The organism is Massilia sp. Root133 (assembly GCF_001426525.1).
In the GTDB taxonomy this organism is placed as follows: domain Bacteria; phylum Pseudomonadota; class Gammaproteobacteria; order Burkholderiales; family Burkholderiaceae_D; genus Telluria; species Telluria orientalis.
The window spans coordinates 16,501-35,858 of record NZ_LMEW01000019.1 but is presented as its reverse complement, the minus strand read 5'-3'; the positions used below and the strand labels follow the sequence as shown (position 1 = coordinate 35,858).

22 protein-coding genes are annotated in these 19,358 nt (G+C 66.4%); 8 read left to right on the top strand and 14 right to left on the bottom strand.

Features of this window, described 5'->3' with window-relative positions:
• Positions 1–299 precede the first annotated feature (299 nt).
• The 4 genes from lpxO to ASD28_RS15690 form a co-directional block, all read right to left on the bottom strand.
• Positions 300–1,199, bottom strand: coding sequence for a lipid A hydroxylase LpxO (lpxO, locus tag ASD28_RS15705; RefSeq protein ID WP_056129698.1), 900 nt, complete (start codon positions 1,197–1,199; stop codon positions 300–302).
• A 120-nt stretch (positions 1,200–1,319) separates the two neighbouring features.
• Entirely contained in the window at positions 1,320–1,550 is a 231-nt protein-coding gene (locus tag ASD28_RS15700; RefSeq protein ID WP_056129697.1) for a DUF6139 family protein, read from the bottom strand.
• Between the two features lie 111 nt (positions 1,551–1,661).
• Positions 1,662–1,862, bottom strand: coding sequence for a hypothetical protein (locus ASD28_RS15695; RefSeq protein ID WP_056129694.1), 201 nt, complete (start codon positions 1,860–1,862; stop codon positions 1,662–1,664).
• Positions 1,863–2,024: 162 nt separating this feature from the next.
• Complete coding sequence (locus ASD28_RS15690) at positions 2,025–2,987, bottom strand: methyltransferase domain-containing protein (protein ID WP_156403931.1); 963 nt, start codon at positions 2,985–2,987, stop codon at positions 2,025–2,027.
• 153 nt (positions 2,988–3,140) lie between these two features.
• Here ASD28_RS15690 and ASD28_RS15685 point away from each other — a divergent pair, with 153 nt between their 5' ends.
• A complete protein-coding gene (locus tag ASD28_RS15685; protein ID WP_056129688.1) occupies positions 3,141–4,454 on the top strand; it encodes a diguanylate cyclase domain-containing protein in 1,314 nt (437 codons plus the stop codon).
• 1 nt (position 4,455) lies between these two features.
• Here the strand turns inward: ASD28_RS15685 and ASD28_RS15680 are convergent, their stop codons facing one another.
• The 7 genes from ASD28_RS15680 to mltG all read right to left on the bottom strand — a co-directional run bounded on the left by ASD28_RS15680 (position 4,456) and on the right by mltG (position 9,607).
• Complete coding sequence (locus ASD28_RS15680) at positions 4,456–5,106, bottom strand: ankyrin repeat domain-containing protein (protein WP_229412242.1); 651 nt, start codon at positions 5,104–5,106, stop codon at positions 4,456–4,458.
• A 2-nt stretch (positions 5,107–5,108) separates the two neighbouring features.
• Positions 5,109–5,891, bottom strand: a complete 783-nt coding sequence (locus ASD28_RS15675) for a TatD family hydrolase (protein WP_056129685.1) — start codon at positions 5,889–5,891, stop codon at positions 5,109–5,111.
• A 98-nt stretch (positions 5,892–5,989) separates the two neighbouring features.
• The gene (locus tag ASD28_RS15670; RefSeq protein ID WP_056129682.1) at positions 5,990–6,508 is read right to left on the bottom strand and encodes a GNAT family N-acetyltransferase; all 519 of its coding nucleotides are present in this window, start codon (positions 6,506–6,508) and stop codon (positions 5,990–5,992) included.
• A 15-nt stretch (positions 6,509–6,523) separates the two neighbouring features.
• The gene (locus tag ASD28_RS15665; RefSeq protein WP_056129679.1) at positions 6,524–6,925 is read right to left on the bottom strand and encodes a PilZ domain-containing protein; all 402 of its coding nucleotides are present in this window, start codon (positions 6,923–6,925) and stop codon (positions 6,524–6,526) included.
• A gap of 13 nt (positions 6,926–6,938) precedes the next feature.
• Positions 6,939–7,961, bottom strand: coding sequence for a DNA polymerase III subunit delta' (locus ASD28_RS15660; RefSeq protein ID WP_082577540.1), 1,023 nt, complete (start codon positions 7,959–7,961; stop codon positions 6,939–6,941).
• Positions 7,962–7,963: 2 nt separating this feature from the next.
• Positions 7,964–8,590, bottom strand: coding sequence for a dTMP kinase (gene tmk, locus ASD28_RS15655; RefSeq protein ID WP_056129675.1), 627 nt, complete (start codon positions 8,588–8,590; stop codon positions 7,964–7,966).
• A 15-nt stretch (positions 8,591–8,605) separates the two neighbouring features.
• Positions 8,606–9,607, bottom strand: coding sequence for an endolytic transglycosylase MltG (gene mltG, locus ASD28_RS15650; protein ID WP_200948995.1), 1,002 nt, complete (start codon positions 9,605–9,607; stop codon positions 8,606–8,608).
• 104 nt (positions 9,608–9,711) lie between these two features.
• Between mltG and ASD28_RS15645 the strand changes: the two genes are divergently transcribed.
• The 5 genes from ASD28_RS15645 to ASD28_RS15625 all read left to right on the top strand — a co-directional run bounded on the left by ASD28_RS15645 (position 9,712) and on the right by ASD28_RS15625 (position 14,706).
• On the top strand, positions 9,712–10,770 hold the full coding sequence (locus tag ASD28_RS15645) for a folate-binding protein YgfZ (RefSeq protein WP_056129668.1): 1,059 nt from the start codon (positions 9,712–9,714) through the stop codon (positions 10,768–10,770).
• Between the two features lie 5 nt (positions 10,771–10,775).
• Positions 10,776–11,054 carry a DUF4936 family protein gene (locus ASD28_RS15640; RefSeq protein ID WP_056129666.1) on the top strand — a complete coding sequence of 93 codons (279 nt, stop codon included), beginning with the start codon at positions 10,776–10,778 and terminating at the stop codon, positions 11,052–11,054.
• Positions 11,045–11,803: an NRDE family protein gene (locus ASD28_RS15635; RefSeq protein ID WP_056129664.1), complete on the top strand. Its 759-nt coding sequence runs from the start codon at positions 11,045–11,047 to the stop codon at positions 11,801–11,803. Before ASD28_RS15640 ends, ASD28_RS15635 begins: the two co-directional genes overlap by 10 nt.
• Positions 11,804–11,886: 83 nt before the next feature.
• Positions 11,887–13,725, top strand: a complete 1,839-nt coding sequence (locus ASD28_RS15630) for a cellulose binding domain-containing protein (protein WP_056129661.1) — start codon at positions 11,887–11,889, stop codon at positions 13,723–13,725.
• Positions 13,726–13,737: 12 nt separating this feature from the next.
• Entirely contained in the window at positions 13,738–14,706 is a 969-nt protein-coding gene (locus ASD28_RS15625) for an amidohydrolase family protein (RefSeq protein WP_056129659.1), read from the top strand.
• On the opposite strand, the gene ASD28_RS15620 is transcribed toward ASD28_RS15625, so the two are convergent.
• The 3 genes from ASD28_RS15620 to ASD28_RS15610 form a co-directional block, all read right to left on the bottom strand.
• Positions 14,685–15,605, bottom strand: coding sequence for an SDR family oxidoreductase (locus ASD28_RS15620; RefSeq protein ID WP_056129656.1), 921 nt, complete (start codon positions 15,603–15,605; stop codon positions 14,685–14,687). The two genes, ASD28_RS15625 and ASD28_RS15620, sit on opposite strands and share 22 nt — an antisense overlap.
• A gap of 31 nt (positions 15,606–15,636) precedes the next feature.
• Positions 15,637–15,939, bottom strand: coding sequence for a Dabb family protein (locus ASD28_RS15615; RefSeq protein WP_056129654.1), 303 nt, complete (start codon positions 15,937–15,939; stop codon positions 15,637–15,639).
• A gap of 210 nt (positions 15,940–16,149) precedes the next feature.
• Complete coding sequence (locus ASD28_RS15610; RefSeq protein ID WP_056129653.1) at positions 16,150–16,350, bottom strand: DUF1737 domain-containing protein; 201 nt, start codon at positions 16,348–16,350, stop codon at positions 16,150–16,152.
• A gap of 125 nt (positions 16,351–16,475) precedes the next feature.
• On the opposite strand from ASD28_RS15610, the gene ASD28_RS15605 reads away from it, so the two are divergent.
• Positions 16,476–17,543 carry a site-specific integrase gene (locus ASD28_RS15605; RefSeq protein ID WP_056129652.1) on the top strand — a complete coding sequence of 356 codons (1,068 nt, stop codon included), beginning with the start codon at positions 16,476–16,478 and terminating at the stop codon, positions 17,541–17,543.
• A gap of 96 nt (positions 17,544–17,639) precedes the next feature.
• Positions 17,640–19,340 (top strand): MFS transporter, encoded by a 1,701-nt coding sequence (locus ASD28_RS15600; RefSeq protein ID WP_056129651.1) that lies wholly within the window; start codon positions 17,640–17,642, stop codon positions 19,338–19,340.
• Positions 19,341–19,358: the final 18 nt, after the last annotated feature.

Below are 19,358 nucleotides of genomic sequence, written 5' to 3'. Positions count from 1 at the left end.
CTTTTGCGTCCGGTAGCGTCGGGTTTAGTCTTATCCATGGGAACGTATTGTCCTCTATCTGGGATGTCCACTAAACCCGGTACGTCTCAGAGCACATTTTCGATCAATTACTCCGCGCATCAGACGGCATCGCGGCATTCCCGTGCCGCCGTCACAACGTGCCGCGCAAGACAGCGAACGTATGCTGGCAGGCGGCCACTTTTCCGCCGGAGATCTTGCCCAAAAAAGTGCTCTGACCCCGAATCTGGGAAACAAAAAAAGGCCGCGATTGCGGCCCGTTTCTTTGTCGGAGAGATGGATCAGAGGTAGTAGACGAGTGCCGCGACGCCCACGATCAGCGCGACCTTCGTCGCTTTATAGGCCGTCTTGTTCCACGCCTTGTAGCGGCGGCGGTACTGGCCCATCACGTACGAAACGCGGAACAGCTTGCTGACGAGGCCCGTCTGGTCGCCGCTCTCGTTGGGCGAGGCGGCCGCCGTCATCATCGTGCGGCCCAGCCAGCGGTTGACGGCCTGCATCCAGCCGAAGCGCATCGGGCGCTCGACGTCGCAGAACAGGATCAGGCGGTCGCTGTCGCTGGCGTTCTCGGCCCAGTGGATGAACGTTTCGTCGAAGATGACGCCCTGGCCGTCGCGCCAGCTGTAGCGCTGGCCGTCGACTTCGATGAAGCAGCGGTCGTCGTTCGGCGTGGCCAGCCCCAGGTGGTAGCGCATCGAGCCCGCGAACGGGTCGCGGTGCGGGTTCAGCTTCGCGCCCGGCGGCAGCTCGGCGAACATCGCCGCCTTCACCGACGGGATGCCCTGCAGCAGCGCGTACGTCTGCGGACACAGGCGCTCGGCCGACGGGTGGCTCGCGTCATACCACTTCAGGTAGAAACGCTTCCAGCCCGTCTTGAAGAAGGAATTGAAACCGGCGTCGTTGTTCTCCTCGGACGCCTTGATCTTCTTCATCTCGATGAGGCGCAGGCCTTCCTCACGGATCGTCGGCCAGTTGTCCTGCAGGACGGACAATTCGGGGAATTCACGGACCGGGATGTACGGCGTGCTGGGCACCTTCGAGAACAGGTGCATGAAGATATTGATCGGCGCCATGAACGACGAATGGTCGAACAGCTGCCGGCCGAACGGCAGGCGGACCTTGCCACGGAAATGGATGTGCAGGACCGAGAGCACGAGAAAACCGACTACGAACCACTTCATGACGCCTCCGACTGAACGAGGCGCAAGGATACCATATGCGATACGCGACCGTACGCCCTCCGCCCCGGCTGGTCGGGACGGACGGCGTACGGCCGCGAATGTGGTGCTACCGAGACAGCGTCAATGCATCGTCGACGACGTGACGGCGTAGCCTTTTTCCGCCAGCTGGGCGTTCAAGTTCTGGATATCGTAATCGGGCAGGTGTCCGGCATCGTCGTCGACTTCGAAAGCCCGGGCTTCGACCTCCCAGTCGGTATTCGTGGCTTCCTCGGGGATATTGCGGGTCTCGGGGACGGCCAGGTAAGAAAACTTGCCGTCGTGTTCGGCTCTGCGGTAGATGTCCAGGCGCATAGTCACTCCTTTAAAAGCATGGCTGTCGAATGAAAGCCATCAGTATGGGCACGATAGGCGAATGGTTCGTGTCCGTCTGTTAATCGGCGCACACTGGCCGGACGTCAACTTTCAACGTCTTACGCCTCCACCCAGCACGCGCGCCGGCAGCATGACGATCGCCCGCAGCAGCTCGAAGACGGCCTCGACGCCGATCCCGAGCAGCCGGAACGGCAGCAGCACGAGCCAGACGAGCGGATACATCACGAGCGCCAGCAGCGCGATCGGCCAGCACAGGAACAATAACACCAACCACACGAGGAAACCCAGCATCGTCAGCTCCATCTTTCAGGGCAAGGGCCGGTGCGGCCCGACGATGTGACTGTAGTTGTATGGACGCCAACCCGCAATGTTTCTGCGACGGACGGTCAGCGGGGGGAGACAAACGGGGCAAAAGCGGGGACGAGCGGACGCCGTCCCCGGCGGGGAAAACGGTCAGGCCAGGACGGTATCGCGGACCTGCACCGGCACGCCCGCCCGTTCGACGACCGCGGCGCGCATCGACGCTTCGAGCGACGGAATCGAGCCGCCCGCGCGGTAGGCAAAGCTCACCTGCACGATGTCGCCCGCCTGCACGTCCAGCGGCGTGGCCAGCGGCAGCATCATGTAGTGGTTCAGCCAGTCGATCGTCGTGCCGCGTTCTTCGACGATGGACAGCACGTTCTTGGTGATGAAGCGCAGCGCGTTCAGGCGGCCGCCCTGCTCCATGCGGAACTGGCCTTCCCATGCGATCGCGTCGCCGACGGGCTGGCTGAAATCCATGATCGCATACACGCCAGGCTGCGCCAGCTCGATGGTGCCCGGATAAATCACGTTGGTCGGCTGGAATTGCACGATCGGTGCGTAGAAACCCTCGAAATCGTATTCGAGCTGCAGCGGCTGCGCGGCCATGATGACGGCTTCCGGCATGAAGATCGGCAGCGGACCGCCGAAGCGCGCCAGGTAGCGCCGCTTGAACGACTCGATTACCTCCACCTGCTTTTCGCGCAGCATGCCGACGTGGATCATTTCGCAGATGACGAGATCGACGGGTTCCGGCGGCAGGTATTCGAACGCATCCGCATGGATGACCTCGACCTTGTGGCCGTTCGGGTTCATGGCGAGGAAGCGGCGCGCCTCGCGCACCATGTCCGGGTTGAACTCGACGCAATAGACCTGGGACGCGTTCTGGGCGGCGAAGTACGACAACACGCCCGTGCCCCCGCCCAGCTCCAGCACCTTCATGCCCGGCTTCACGGCGTGGTAGATCGCGGACTTGAAGCTGTGCATGCGGTTATGGTCCATCAGCATGTTGTGATGGTAGTGGACCGGAATAAACTGCCCCAGGTAGCAGCTTTCGATTTCGCGTTCGTTGAGCATGTGTTCCTCTGTGTCGGAGTGTGCCTGCATTATCTCCATGCTTTTATGCAACTGATGCGCCGAGCTGACGGGGATTTGCCGGCCAGTTTGTCGGATCGATGGAACAGCCGGCCGGCGATGCATAAATAGCTTGACCTTTTTCCATGCGGGAATGCTAGTATTTTCCCACCGCTGTTTCCGTTAGCAGGCCCCATGGTCCAATCGATCCGTTCCCTGTCGGCGAATATTGCCGACCTGTTGCTGGACGTCGTTTTCCTGGTGGACCGGCGCGGCATCATCGTGGACGTCAGCGCCGGGTGCGAACGCATGCTCGGCTATCGTCCCACCGAGCTGATCGGTCAATACATGCTCGATTTCGTCGTGCCCGAGGACCGCGCCATCACGTGCATGGAAAGCGCGCGCGTGCAGGCGGGCCAGGAACGCGTCGGCTTCGAGAACCGCTACCTCCACAAGGACGGCCGCCGCGTCGACGTCATGTGGTCGGCGCGCTATATCGCGGACCACGGCCTGCGCCTGGGCGTCGGGCGCGACATCAGCGCCCGCAAGCGCGCCGAGCGGCGCCAGGCGGCGACGTACGCGATTTCCGAAGCGGTCTACCACGCGGGCGACCTGGCCGGACTGTGCGGCGAGATCCACGCCATCCTCGACCACCTGGTGGGTGCACCCGGGATGGTGGTCGTCAGCGACCCGACCCCGCAGCATGGTTTCAAGGTCGTCTACCAGTGCGACCACGATCCGAAGATGCGCCTGCCGTCGCGCGCGTGCCTGGCACGCTGGCGCGCGGCCGCGACAATGCCGGACAGTATCGCGCCGGACGCCGTCCGCCACGTTGGCGCCGGCCGCCTGAACACGTGGCTCATGATCGAACTGGGCGGCCCGGCCGGCACGATCGGCGCGCTGCTGCTGCGCGACCGCACCGGCACGGGATACTCTCCCGCCGACCGCGGCCTGCTGCGCTTCGTCGCAGCCCAGGTCGGCCTGGCGCTGGAACGCAAGCGCCTGCATGACGACCTGATGCGGTCGGCCTGCCTCGACGAACTGACGGGCCTGCCGAACCGCCGGTTGTTCTTCGACCGCATCCGCACGGCCGTCGCGCGGGCGCGGCGCTGCCAATCGCGGCTCGGCCTGCTTTACGTGGACGTGAACGATTTCAAGGAGGTCAACGACCGCTATGGTCATGCGGCCGGCGATGCGCTGCTGCGCGAAGTCGCGGCGCGGCTGGTGGAATGCGCGCGCGAATCGGACACGGTGGCGCGCCTGGGCGGCGACGAATTCGTGCTGCTGCTGGAAGACCTGCATGCGCCCGAGGACGCGGAACACTGCGCCGACAAGATCCGCGCCGCGCTCGTGCGGCCCGTGCCGACGCAATGTGCGCCGCTGCACATCGGCGTCAGCATCGGCATCGGCCTGTTCCCCGATCACGCGGACCAGGTCGAGACCCTACTCATGCATGCGGACGCGCACATGTACACGCGGAAGCGCGCCCACAAGTGCGGGGAAAGCTAGCTCAGCGGGCAGGCTTGACCGGCGTGTCGAGCTTCGCCGCGATGCTGGCGTGATCGGCCCGGCGCGCGATCTCGGCCGCCGTGAGACCTTCGCCATTCTTCAGTCCCGGATCGGCACCCTGGCCGAGCAGGAACACGGCCGTGTCCTCGTGCCCTTCGCGCGCCGCCATCATCAGCGGCGTGAACTTGCCGCTGGCCGGCGGCGATTGCGCATCGATGCGGGCGCCGCGCGCGAGCAGCAGGCGCGCGATGTCGTTATCGCCGCTGGCGGCCGCGTAGTGCAGCGGCGTCCAGCCCGGACGGTTGACCGCGGCGCCTTTTGCAATCAGCGCTTCGGCGGCCGGCTTGTTGTGCTTGTACGCGGCCATCATCAGCGCCGTGTTGCCGTTCAGCGCAGGCGCATCGACGTTCGTGCCCGGGTGGCGCAGCAGCGCGTCGAACACCTGCATCGCGCCTTCGCGCACCGCCAGCACGAGGGGCGGTTCGCCGCCGACGGGATTGCCCCGGTTCGGATCGACCTTGCCCAATAGCGAACGCACCGTGCGCGCATCGTCCATCTGCACGGCACGGAAGAAGTCGCTCGTCTGGTCGGCCAGCGCCAGGGCGGGTGCCGCCAGCGCGGCGGCGAGCAGGATCGATCGAAGAAGGGTCACGGTCAGGTCCTCGCGGTCTTGAACAGGTTGAAGAAATTCTCGGTGGTACGGTCGGCGATCTCGCGCAGCGGCACGTCCTTCAATGTGGCGAGATATTCGGCCACGTGCGCCACATAGCCCGGCTCGTTCATCTTGCCGCGGAACGGCACGGGGGCGAGGTAAGGCGAATCCGTCTCGATGAGGATGCGGTCCAGCGGCAGCGCCTGCGCCACCGCCTGCAAGTCCTTCGCACTCTTGAACGTCACGATGCCGGAGAACGAGATATAGAAACCCATCTCGATGGCGGCCAGCGCCACGTCGAGCGACTCCGTGAAGCAGTGCATGACGCCCGCGACGCCGCCCTTGTCCGTGCCCGCGCCTTCTTCGCGCATGATACGGATCGTGTCTTCGCTGGCCGAACGCGTGTGGATGATCAGCGGCTTGCGCGTCTCGCGCGACGCGCGGATGTGCGTGCGGAAACGCTCGCGCTGCCATTCGAGGTCACCTTCCAGCCGGTAATAATCGAGACCGGTCTCGCCGATCGCGATGACCTTCGGGTGATCGGCCAGCTCGACGAGCCGGGCGACGGTCGGCTCGGGCGTGTCCTCGTAATCGGGATGCACCCCGACCGAGGCATAAATGTGCGGATATTGCTCGGCCAGCGCGAGCACGCTGGGGAACTCCGGCAGGTCGACGGAGACGCACAGCGCGTGCGAGACCTTGTTCTCGGCCATCTTGGCCAGGATGTCCGGCATCCTGGCGGCCAGTTCCGGGAAATTGATGTGGCAGTGGGAATCGATATACATCCCGATATTGTAACCCGTCGTTCCCGCGGAGGCGGGAACCCATGCTCACCGAATTCTGTGGCTCGGTATGGATTCCCGCGTGCGCGGGAATGACGATGTCAGGCCACCCGTTTGCCGAGGATGATCAGGTCCCGCTCGATGCCATCCAGATTGGCCACGCGCGGAAAATGCGCCCACGTATCGAACCCATACTTGCGGAACAGAGTCAGGCTCGGCACATTGTGGCCAAAGATAAACCCCAGCAAGGTATGCACGTTCACGTTGGGCGCGAACGCCATCGCCTGTTCCAGGCAGTAACGCCCGACACCCTTGCCGCGCCACGCTTCCGCGATATAGATCGACAGCTCGGCCGTGCCCGAGTACGCGGGGCGGCCATAGAAATTCGAGTACGAGCACCAGCCGATCACGGCCGGCTCGTCCGACGTATCGGCCGCGTCGTGGATCACCCACAGCGGCCGGCGTTCCGGCGTGTGGTCGTCGAACCAGGCTTCGCGCGACTGCACGGTGACGGGTTCGGTGTCCGCCGTGACTTCGCGCGAGGCGATGGTGGAGTTGTAGATGTCGACGATGACGGGCAGGTCTTCCCTGCGGGCGAGGCGGTGTACGTAGGACGGCATGGTGAAACCAGGAAGTTACAGGGTATGGGTGGCGCGCGACGAACGCAGTGCGGCGCCGAGGATTTCTTCGATGCGCAGGCGGGCGCGCTGCCCGGTCTCGTCGGCCGGGAAGTGCACGCCGATGCCTTGCGCCTTGTTGTTGTTCGCGCCGGCCGGCGTGATCCACGCGACCTTGCCGGCGATCGGGTATTTGTTCGGATCGTCCATCAGCGACAGGATCAGGTAGATCTCGTCGCCGATCTTGTACGGCTTGTTGGTCGGCACGAACATGCCGCCATTCTTCAGGAACGGCATATAGGCCGCGTACAGGGCGGCCTTTTCCTTGATGGCGAGCGACAGTACGGACGGCCGCGCCGGCTGGGGCGCGTTCGGATCGGCGGGCAGGCCGCTGATCGGACCGTTCGGCGATACGCTCATCATCTTCCTTTCGTCACAGACCGCAGCGGGCAGTGTAATCGAGCAACATGTCTTCGACAAACAGCTTCGGCGACAAGGGGTGATCGGCCACGGCGCGGCGCTCGTTCGTGGACTTGATCGCCTGCATCAACTGGGCGACGTGCACCCGTCCGGCCAGCGCCGCCAGTTCCCGCTGATATCTCGGATAATACCGGATCACGCCGGACAGCTTGTACGAAAACACGTCATACAGCCACCGCTGCTGCCACGCGACGAGGGCTGCCAGCGGCGCCTTGCTCAGTTTGTCGGCACTGCGCAACGCGGCGTCGACGCTCGGGTGCGCGAGCACGTGCAGCAGGCCGTCGAGCTCTTCGCGGCTTCCCGTCTCAGCCTGTGCCAGCGCCGCGAGCGGCGCGCCGCCCTGCTCGCGCAGCCACCCGTCCGCATCGGCAACGCCCTGCGCGTCGAGCCACGCCAGCGCCTGGCCGTGATCCGGCATCGGCAAAGCGAACTTGCGGCAGCGCGACAGGATCGTCGGCAGGAGCCGGTCCAGCCCGTTCGATGCCAGCAGGAACACGGTGCCCGGCGGCGGTTCCTCGAGCGTCTTCAGCAGGGCGTTCGACGCCGGCATGTTCAGGGCCTCGGCCGGGTACAGCACGACCACGCGCAGGCCCTGGCGGTGCGTCGAGATGTTCATGAAATCGGCCAGCGCACGCACCTGCTCGATCTTGATCTCTTTCGACGCCGTCTTCGACTTGGCCTTTTTCTCTTCGGCCGGCGCCTCGTCGCCCTCCGCGGAAGGCGCTTCGTCTTCCATCGCTTCCGGCCGCACGCGGCGGTAGTCGGGATGGTTGCCCTGGACAAACCAGCCGCACGACGCGCATGTGCCGCACGCGTGGCCGTCCGGCCTCATGTTTTCGCACAGCAGCGCCTGGGCGAACGCCTCGATGAAATCGGCCTTGCCGATGCCGGCCGGGCCATGGAACAGGATCGCATGGGGCAGCCGCACGCGCATCGCCTGCAGCCGCGTCCATGCGTCTTCTTGCCAAGGGTACATGCTCACAGCCAGGTCTCCAGCGCGGCCTGCAGCGCGGCGCGCACTTCAGCGATCGTCTTCGTCGAATCGATGACGACAATGCGTCCATTCGACGCCGCCGCGCGGCGCAGGTATTCGCCCCGCACGCGCGCAAAGAAATCGGCCTGCTCCATCTCGAACTTGTCGAGCGTGCGCGAGGCCGACAGGCGGGCCTTGGCGACGTCCAGCGGGACATCGAACAGCAGGGTGAGGTCAGGCTGCAGGTGCGGATGCACCCACTGCTCCAGCGCCTCGAGCTTGGCGCGATCGAGACCGCGCCCGCCGCCCTGGTAGGCGAAGCTGGCATCCGTGAAACGGTCGGACAGCACCCAGTCGCCGCGCGCGATCGCCGGTTCGACGACTTGCGCGACGTGCTCGCGCCGGCTGGCGAACATGATGAGGGCTTCCGTCTCGAGGTGCATTTTCTCGTGCAGCACGAGGTCGCGCAGTTTTTCGCCGAGCGGCGTGCCGCCCGGCTCGCGCGTCGAGACGACCCGCTTGCCTGCGCCTTTCAGCAGCGAGGTGACGTAGCCGATGTGCGTCGACTTGCCGGCGCCGTCGATGCCTTCGAAGGTGATGAAACGCCCGCGGGTGGCATCGGTTTGATTCATGGCATTCATTCGTAATTACTGCGACTGGTTGCGCTGGTACTGGTTCACGGCCTTGTTGTGCTCATTCAGGTTGACCGAGAAGTGGCTGGTGCCGTCGCCGCGCGACACGAAATACAAGGCTTCCGTCTTCGCCGGCGCCGTCGCGGCGGCCAGCGATTGCACGCCCGGCAGCGCGATCGGCGTCGGCGGCAGGCCGGCGCGCGTATAGGTATTGTACGGGGTGTCGGTCTCGAGGTCCTTCTTGCGGATCTTGCCGTCGTATTTCTCGCCCATGCCGTAGATGACGGTGGGGTCGGTCTGCAGCAGCATGCCCGCTTTCAGGCGATTCACGAAGACGCCCGCGATCATCGCGCGTTCGCTCTTCTGGCCCGTTTCCTTTTCCACCAGGGACGCCATGATCAGCGCCTGGTACGGCTCCGTGTACGGCAGGCCCGGGTCGCGTTTTTCCCACGCGGCCTTCAGGCGCTTCATCATCATCTCGTGCGCCTGCTTGTAGATCGACAGGTCGCTCGCGTTCTTCGCGAACAGATACGTATCGGGGAAGAACAGGCCCTCCGGCGCCTTGTAGTCCGGGGCGATCTTCGCCAGCAATTCCTGGTCGGACAGTTTCGCCGTCTCGTGCTTCAGGTTCGGGGCCGCGTCGATGGCTTGCCGCATCTGGCGGAACGTCCAGCCTTCGATGATCGTCAGCGATTCCTGCGCGAACTCGCCGCGCACGAGCTGGGTGAGCAGACGACGCGGCGACGTATCCGGCTTCAGCTCGTAGCTGCCGGCCTTGATCTGGCCCGCCTTGCCCGTGATCCGCGCCAGCACGCCGAACAGGAACGGGTTGACGGGCACGCCGGCCGTCGCCATCTGCTGCGCGGCGCCGGCCACGTGGCTGCCCTGCGCGATGGCGAACGGGATGACGGCCGCGTTTCCCGGCGTGATCGGCTGCTTGCTCCACCACTGGAAGCCGGCGCCGGCACCGACGGCCACGATGACGCCTGTGACGATGAGTTTTTTTATGAATGCCATGCTGGACCTGGTTTTTTGCCGTCGTCGGCGCATTTTCGAAGGCGAACTTATAATGAGGCCGTAATCATAAAGCCGATACAGCCAAACCGGAAATAATTCGTGTCATGAACCATTGGATCGAACATCTCGCCACCCTGGGCGCCCGCTTTCAACCCGATAGCCCGACGCAGGTCGAGGATTTCGGCCGCGTACTCGCCACCGCCGACCTCGAACAGGGCTTCGCCGCCCCCGTCTCCGACCTCGGGCTCATGGGAGTGTCCGGCGAAGACGCCGCGAGCTTCCTGCACAACCAGCTGACCAACGACGTCGAGCACCTCGGCCCGTCCGAAGCGCGCCTCGCCGGCTATTGCACGCCGAAGGGTCGCCTGCAGGCGACGTTCCTGATGTGGCGCGATGCCGAAAGCATTTATCTGCAGCTGCCGCGCGCCATCCAGGCGCCGCTGCAAAAGCGCCTGACGATGTTCGTGCTGCGCGCGAAAGCGAAGCTGCGCGACGCCACCGACGAGGCGCGTAACGCGGCCGTCCTCGGCCTGGGCGGCGCAGCCGCGGCCGACGCGCTCCGTGCCCGCACCGGCACCCTGCCCGACGCACCGTACGCGAAAGTCGACGGCGAGGCCGGCACCGTGATCCGCCTCGCCGATGCATTCGGCCAGCCGCGCTACCTGTGGCTGACGACGGCCGATGCCGCCATTGCCGCGCTGGCCGCGTGGAAGGACACGCTCGCGCTGGGCGGCAACGCGGCCTGGCAACTGGCGGCGATCCACGCCGGCGTGCCGCAGATCGGCCCCGGCACGCAGGAACAGTTCGTGCCGCAGATGGTCAATTACGAACTGCTCGGCGGCGTCAATTTCAAGAAGGGTTGCTATCCGGGCCAGGAAATCGTCGCCCGCAGCCAGTATCTCGGCAAGCTGAAACGCCGCATGGCGCTGGCCACGCTCGCCAATGCGGCCGCGCGTCCGGGCGACGAAGTCTTCTCCGTCGCCGACCCGGACCAGCCGTCCGGCATGATCGTCAACGCGGCGCCGAACGGCGCGGGCGGGGCCGATGTCCTCGTCGAGATCAAGCTCGCGGCGCTGGACGGCGAGGTGCGGCACGGCTCCGCCGGCGGCACGAAGCTGGATTTCCTGCCGCTGCCGTACGCGCTCGACGCACTCGACGTTTGACGCACATGATCGACCTGTACGTCTATTACAAGGTGCGCGAAGCCGACGCCGCGGCGCTCGCGCCGCGCGTGCGCGCGCTGCAGGCGGGCTTCGCCGTGCCGGCGCAGCTGAAACGCCGGCCCGACGTGCGCGACGGCCTGCAGACCTGGATGGAAGTCTACCCCGGCGTGGACGACGCCTTTCCCGCGCGGCTCGACGCCGCGGCCCGCAGCGCCGGATTCGCAGGCCTCATCGAAGGCCCCCGCCGCGCCGAAATTTTTACGGATCTCCCAACATGTGCCTGATCGTTTTTGCCTGGCGCGTGATCCCCGGCCTGCCGCTGGTCGCCTGCGCCAACCGCGACGAATACTATGATCGTCCCGCCACCCCGGCCGGCCCGTGGCCGGACGCGCCCAACATCATCGCGGGCCGCGACCTGCGCGGCGGCGGCAGCTGGATGGGCGTGACGAAGGATGGCCCGCGCGGCCCGAAATTCGCCGCCCTCACGAACATCCGCTCTCCCAGCGACTGGCGCACGGATGCGCCCACGCGCGGCGCCCTCGTCGCGGATTTCCTCAAGGGCGGCGACGATGCGCCGGCCTACCTCGCGCGCATCGCGCCGGATGCCGATGCCTACAACGGCTTCAACCTGATCCTGGGCGACCGCGACGGCATGTATTGGTTCTCGAACCACGCCGGCGGCGACCCGCGCAACGGCCAGCCGCTGGAACCAGGCATCTACGGCGTGTCGAACGGACTCCTCGATGCGCCGTGGCCCAAGGTCGTGCGCACGAAGGCGACGTTCGCCAGCCTGCTGCTACAGGGCGCACCGGAAGAAGCGTATTTCGAGATGCTGGCCGATACGACGCGCGCACCGGACATGCGCCTGCCGGACACGGGCGTTCCGCTCGACCTGGAACGGCAGCTTTCCGCCGTCTGCATCGAGATTCCGGGTTACGGCACCCGCACGTCGACGGTCGTGAAACTGTACGGCGATGCCGAGCCGGAGCTGCACGAGCGCGTCCTGAAACCTTGCGACCAGGCCGCGGCCTGAGTGATTGCCCCTCCGGTGGGGGCAGGAATTTCCGCAGCGCACTGCTAACCTTGTTGCTCTACAGTAACAACAAGGAGTAGAGCATGCGCAAGGCAATCAAGGTCCTGGCAGGGCTGACGCTGATGGCGGCCCTGCCGTCGTTCGCCGCGACCCCGGGTACGCAACCGAAGTGGGTCACCGGCTACTACGGCGGCTATTTCTGGGACAATGCCGACTATCAGAAACCCGAGCACGTCGACATGACGGCGCTGACGCACTTCGTGTTCGCCCGCATCGGACCTGGCGGCGGCAAGTCCGGCCAGCCGGGCGAGGTCGTCCCCGGCGCGGGCAACGCGCACGACAACCGCGACGTGGGCCCCGGCGCCGCGTACGACTGGACGGTCGAGGAATTTCTCGTCAAACGCGCGCACCAGGCCAACATCAAGGCGCTGATCATGCTGGGCGGCGAAGGCGACAACGCGGGCTTCCTCGCGTCGACCGCGCCCGCCGTGCGGCCGGCGTTCGTGAAGAACCTCGTCGACTACATGGTCGCGAAGGACTACGACGGCATCGACGTCGACTGGGAAGGCCTGGACAGCAAGAACCCCGACGAGGCGGCGCTGCTGGAAGCCCTCGTGATCGACCTGCGCAAGGAGGCGAACGCGCGCCCCCGCTACCAGGACCGCCCGGTGATCATCACGTACCCCGCCGGGAACATCAACACGAACATCGACAAGGTGACGCCGCACGACGTGCGCATGGCGGGCCTCGTCGACCAGTACAACTTCATGAGCTACGGCGTCGGCTGGTTCGGCCAGGGCTGGGCCAGCAACACGTTCGCGCCGCTGACGGGGCACACGCCGAGCCGCCCCGTCTCCATCGCCGGCACCATCCAGGCGTATGTCGACGCGGGCGTGCCGCGCGCGAAGCTCGGCATGGGCATCGGCTTCTACGGCGCGAACTACGCGCCGCCGTTCACGGGACCGGGCCAGGAGACGGACGGCGACCTCGGCAAGTGGTCGGTGCTCGACTACCGCTGGAGCTACACGATGCTCCACAAGTACGGCTACCTGGACAAGGGCATCTACGCGTGGGACGCGCCGACGCAGACGAGCTACCGCGTCTACCCGGGCGGCTACACGCCCGCGGACCGTCCGGACTGGCCGAGCGGCTACATCAGCTACGAGGAACCGGCGACCATCGCCGCGAAAGGCGCGTGGGCGCAATCGACGCGCGACGGCGAAGGCGCGGCCGGCACGATCATCTGGCTGGTCAACTACGGCACGACGGACGGCGTCGACAATCCGCTGCTCACCGCCGTGAAACAGGCGTTCCTCGACCCGACGGCGACGGCGCCCGGCCCGTACCCGAATCCGCTGCCGCCCCCGCCGCCACTGGACCTCGAGACCCGGCTGGATGCATCGAACGACTGGGGCACCGGGTATTGCGGGACCTTGACGGTGACGAATGTCGGCGCAACGGCCGGCTACTGGAGCACGACACTGCCGTTCAAGGACAAGCTGACGTCGTTGTGGAACGCGCAGTACACGCTGGAGAATGGCGTCCTCGGCCTGCAGGGCCCGGCCTACGACCGCAAGCTGCGTCCGGGCCAGTCGACGCAGGTGGGCCTGTGCGCGACCCGTCCGGCCACGCCGACCGAGCCGCCCCCGCCGCCGCCCGCCGGCGCCGTCACCGCGCAACTCGTGATCACCGCCGACTGGACGAGCGGCTACTGCGCCAAGGTCGCCGTCACGAACAACAGCGCCGTCAAGGTGGCCGGCTGGACCGTCGACGTGGCCAACGTCCAGGGTACGCTCTCCGGGCTGTGGAACGGCAGGTACACGATGGACGGCACGACGATGCACCTGTCCGGCCCCGACTGGAACCGGGACCTGGCTGCCGGCGGCACCAATGACGATGCGGGGTTCTGCGCCAGTCGCTGATACACTGGCCGGATGAACGCCATCCGCGCCCTCGCCGCCGCGCTGTTTTTCGCAAGTGCGGCGCACGCCCAGACCATCCCCGCCGGGGACTACCACCAGCACGTGTTCAGCGCGGCCGACATCGCCATGATCGGCCCGTCGGTCGGGCTGGTGCCGCTCGATGCGGACCAGTTGGTCCCGCTGCTCGACGCGGCCGGCATCAGGCGGGCCGTGCTGCTGTCCATCGCGTACATGGCCGGCAGCCCGTCCCGCGAGGTCGACGACGAGCTTGCGAAGGTGCGGATGGAGAACGACTGGACGGCCGCGCAGGCGGCCCGCTATCCGGGCCGCCTGATCGCGTTTTGCAGTTTCAATCCCTTGAAGGCGTACGCGCTGGCGGAACTCGAGCGGTGCGCGAACACACCGGGCCTGGACCACGGCATCAAGCTTCACATCGGGAATTCGGACGTGCAGCTCGATGATCCGGCCCACGTAGCACGGCTGCGCCAGGTGTTCGCGGCCGCGAACGCGCACGGGATGGCCATCGTCATCCACCTGCGCGCCAACATCGGCAGGAAGCGACCGTATGGCGCGGCGCAGGCGCGCACCTTCCTCGACCAGGTGCTGCCGGCCGCGCCGGACGTCGTCGTGCAGGTCGCCCATTTCGCCGGATCCGGTCCGGGCTACGACGACCCGCCCGCGCAAGCCGCGATGGCCGTGCTGGCGGACGCCGTCGAGAACCACGACCCGCATGCGAACAACCTCTGGTTCGACGTCGCCTCGATCGTCGACCGCGACATCAGGCCGGAGACGGCGGCACTGGTGGTGAAACTGATCCGCCAGGTCGGCGTCGGGCGCGTGCTGTACGGGACGGACTCGGCGCAGGGCGCCAACCTGCGGCCGCGCGAGTCGTGGGCCGCGTTCCGGAAACTGCCGCTGTCGCCGGCGGAATTTGCGCACATCGCAGCGAACGTGCCGCCCTACTTTCCCGAGCCGCCTTGACCCTTCATGGCGGCCTGCAGCATGGCCGTGAATTGCGGCGTGGCCGCGTAGGGATCGGCCGGCGGCTGGCCGTGCATGATGGCGTCCGTGCGCTGGACCACGCCCTGCAGCGCCTGCGGATGCGTGAAGATATAGAAATCGCCGCGGCGGATGCCGTCGAACGTGATGCGGGCCACGTCCGCCGCGGTCGTCTTGCCCGACGCGACGGCCTGTTCCAGCAGCGCCTGGCCCGCCTGCTGGCTGGGCGTCGGCGGCCCGTCGTGACGGAGTTCGCCGGGACGGTGCCGCGCCGAGTGCGCGATTGCCGTCGGCACGAAATACGGGCACAGCACCGACACGTCAATTGCCGCATCGACGAGGCGCAGGTCGTGGTACAGCGTCTCCGACAGCGCGACGACGGCGTGCTTCGACACATTGTACGGGCCCATCACGGGCGGCACGAGCAGGCCCGCCATCGACGCCGTGTTCACGATATGGCCCTCGTAGCCGGGATCGCGGCGCGCGGCGTCGAGCATCAACGGCGTGAACACGCGCACGCCGTGGATCACACCCCACAGGTTCACGCCCAGCACCCATTCCCAGTCGGCTTCCGTGTATTCCCAGATCAGGCCCGCCGTGCCGACGCCGGCATTGTTGAACAACAGGTGCACCCCGCCGTAGCGGATCATCGCCGCATCGGCCAGCTCTTCTACGTGCGCGGCCTTGCGCACGTCGCACACCATCGCCAGCACGTCGGCACCGCCGGCCTGCAGCGTGTCGGCCGCCTGTTCGAGCGCATGCGCATCGACGTCGGCCAGGACCAGCTTCATGCCCAGCCGGGCCGCGTCGTTGGCGAACTCGCGTCCGAGTCCGCTGCCGGCGCCCGTGATGACGGCCACCCGTCCCGCAAAGTTCTCCATGGGGCCCTCCCCGTCGTCGTTACTTCACACGTCAGACTTCGTAATCCATGCACTGGCGCCCTTCACGAATCGCGCCAATGAACGGCACCACAGCCTGGTGCACCGGATGCTTGATGTACGCGTCGAGCGCGGCCTTGTCCTCGAACTCGGAATACAGCACGACGTCGTACGTGGCTTCCAGGCCGGGCTGGGCGATGACGACCTCGAACTTGATCTGGCCCGGGACGATGCTGGCGCATTCGTCCAGGCGGCGCTTCATGTCGATGGCGTTGGCGGCGCGGTCGGCGCCTTCGGCGTGGTCTTTCAATTTCCACATGACGATGTGCTTGAGCATGGATTTCCTTGGTAGCGTACGGTTTTTGACTGTCGCGACGTCCCGTTCCGGGGGATGCCGCGCCCTCATTATAAGAGCGATAAGGCGCGCCCGCCCTCGCCCGCTGGTGGCGGGGTTGGGTTGTTGGCGGGTGACCTGTCGGTTAGTTGCATAATTCAGAAACGGAGTCGGGCGCCAGTGGTCGCCGGGCGCCTGCCAGGCGGCCGAGGCTTACGCGATCGAGGGCCGCTTGCCGGGCCAGATGACCGCCTGTGCCACGATGACGGATTCGCCGTTGAAGGTCGCGGCGGGCGAGCCGTACAGCAGATAGCCCTGCTCGAGGGCCGCGCTCACGCGGCGGCAAAACGTGGCGTCGTCCGGGCCGGTGAGGAGACGGTACGCTGGAAGATCTTCGGGCGGATGGTCGGACATGGTGAGCTCCCGTGCAGTGTGCGTTGATGTAAAGATCGTCGAGTATATTGCCGAAACTACAGTCTTGCTGGCCGCAGGGGCCTCTACCTGCGCCGCAAGTCGGTTAGTTGCAGTATGATGGACCCATGAGCCATCCACCTGCCCTTGCCGACTGGGACAAGCGCCCCGTCGAGGCCTTCGCCGCCTTCGTCGTCACGCCGGAGTTCGTCCTCACGTCCAGCCGCCAGCGCGACGTGCCGCTGCCCGTGTCGAAGGAATCCGCCGCGATCTACCGATTCATGTTCGGCAAGTTCGCCACGTGGATGCTCGAACGCGGTCTCAGGATGTCGACCGTGAACGCGGCCGACCTGCGCCGCTTCATCGAGCTGTCGAAGGACGGCCGTCGCGACCTCAACAGCAAGATCGCCTACCGCTACCTGCGCCTGCTGGAGCGCTGCTTCGATTACCTGGACCGCGCGCCGAACCCGGCCCGCCAGGCCATCATCGCGACGGACCGCGCCCACCTCGCCGAGGACGCCCCGATGACGGCGCTGAGCGCGGACGACTTGCAGCGCTTCCTGGCCGCCCTCCCCGCCGGCCGCACGGAAGACATGGAGGGCCACGCCGGCTGGAAGCGCCGGCGCGACCGCGCGATGCAGGTCGTGATGGCGCTCGCCGGCCTGCGCGTGGCGGAAGCCATCGGCCTGCTGCTGGACGAAGTGGGCCGCCAGCCCGACATCGACGGCGCCATCACGCTCGACATCACCCCGGAAGCGAAGCACCGCACGAGCTACGAGCACACGACGACGCTGCCGCAGGCCGGGGTCGCCGAGCTGACGGCATGGCTGAAGGAACGGGCGGAGCTCGAGATTCCGGGCGACCTGGTCTTCCCCGCGAACCTGGAAGGCGAGCCGCTGCACAAGGCGACCGTCTACCGGCAGACGCGCGCGACGTTCGAACGGGCCGGCATTGCAGTGTCGCGCGCAGGCGGGCGCACCCTGCGCAACAGCTTCGCCGTCCAGCAGCTCGAACAGGGCATGTCGCGCAGCGAGCTGACGACGGCGCTGGGCCTGGCGCTGGAGCGGTCGACGGAAGCGTACAAATACGCGCGGCTGCATGAGGCGCCGGGCGACGCCTCGCCGGGCGACGCTTCACCGGGTGACGCCTCGCCGGACGACCCCGACGCACCCGATCCATCTGTAAGCCCCGCGTAAGTTTCCAGCAAGCGTGCCGTAAGCTTCCCGGCGCACAGTCAGCAGGCTGCCCGCGCCATCGGGTGGCGCACACAATAAACACGACTGGAGACCACAATGGCAATCAACCCCGGCATGGCCGCGGGCGGCAAATCCACGCCGTCCGGCGTTGGGATCACGAAGGAAGAGCGCAAGGTCATCTTCGCCTCCTCGCTCGGCACCGTCTTCGAATGGTACGACTTTTACCTGTATGGTTCGCTGGCGACCGTGATCGCCAAGCAGTTCTTCATCGGCGATCCGACCACCTCGTTCATCTTCGCGCTGCTCGCCTTCGCGGCCGGCTTCATCGTGCGCCCGTTCGGCGCGCTCGTGTTCGGGCGCCTCGGCGACATGATCGGCCGTAAGTACACCTTCCTCGTCACGATCACGATCATGGGCGGCTCCACGTTCATCGTCGGCCTGCTGCCCGGCTATGCGTCGATCGGCATCGTGGCGCCCGTCGTCCTCGTCACGCTGCGGATCCTGCAAGGCCTCGCGCTGGGCGGCGAATACGGCGGCGCCGCCACGTACGTCGCCGAACACGCGCCCGACGGACGCCGGGGCTTCTTCACGTCGTGGATCCAGACGACGGCCACGCTCGGCCTGTTCCTGTCGCTGCTCGTGATCACCGGCGTGCGTGCCGGCATGGACACCGCCGCGTTCGACGCGTGGGGCTGGCGCATCCCGTTCCTCGTCTCCGTGCTGCTGCTCGCCGTCTCGGTGTGGATCCGCATGTCGATGAGCGAGTCGCCCGCGTTCGCGCGCATGAAGGCCGAGGGCCGCACGTCGAAGGCGCCGCTGAGCGAAGCGTTCCTCACCTGGAAGAACGGGAAGATCGCGCTGGTCGCGCTGCTGGGCGTCGTGATGGGCCAGGCCGTCGTCTGGTACACGGGCCAGTTCTACGCGCTGTTCTTCCTCACCAAGACGCTGAAGATCGACGACGCGACGGCCAACATCCTGATCGCGATCGCGCTCGCGCTGGCGACGCCGTTCTTCATCTTTTTCGGCTCGCTGTCCGACCGCATCGGCCGCAAGACGATCATCATGGCCGGCTGCCTGGTCGCCGCGCTGACGTACTTCCCGATCTTCAAGGGCCTCACGCACTACGGCAACCCGGCGCTGGAGACGGCGCTGAACAACTCGCCCGTCGTCGTCGTGGCCGATCCGGCCTCCTGCCACTTCCAGTTCAACGCCACGGGCACGAAGAAATTCCCATCGTCGTGCGACATCGCCACCGCGCAGCTGACGGCGGCTTCCGTCAGCTACACGCGCCAGGATGCGCCGGCCGGCACCATCGCCAGCGTCAAGGTCGGCGACAAGGTCTACCCGTCGTTCAATGCGACGATGACCGCGGACGGCCTGAACTTCGACCAGACCAGCAAGGACCGCGAGGCCGCGCTGAAGAAGGACCTGGGCGCCGCCATCAAGGCCGCCGGCTATCCCGCCAAGGCCGACCCCACGCAGATCAACAGGCCGATGATCGTGCTGCTGCTGTTCGTGCTGGTCCTGTACGTGACGATGGTGTACGGCCCCGTGGCCGCGATGCTCGTCGAGATGTTCCCGACGCGCATCCGCTACACGTCGATGTCGCTGCCCTACCATATCGGCAACGGCTGGTTCGGCGGCCTGCTGCCGACCACCGCCTTCGCACTCGTCGCGGCCAACGGCAACATCTACTACGGCCTGTGGTATCCGATCGTGATCGCTCTCGCCACCGTCGTCATCGGCACCTTGTTCGTGCGCGAGACGAAAGACAACAACATCTACGCGGCCGATTGACCCAACCGGGGTCAGAGC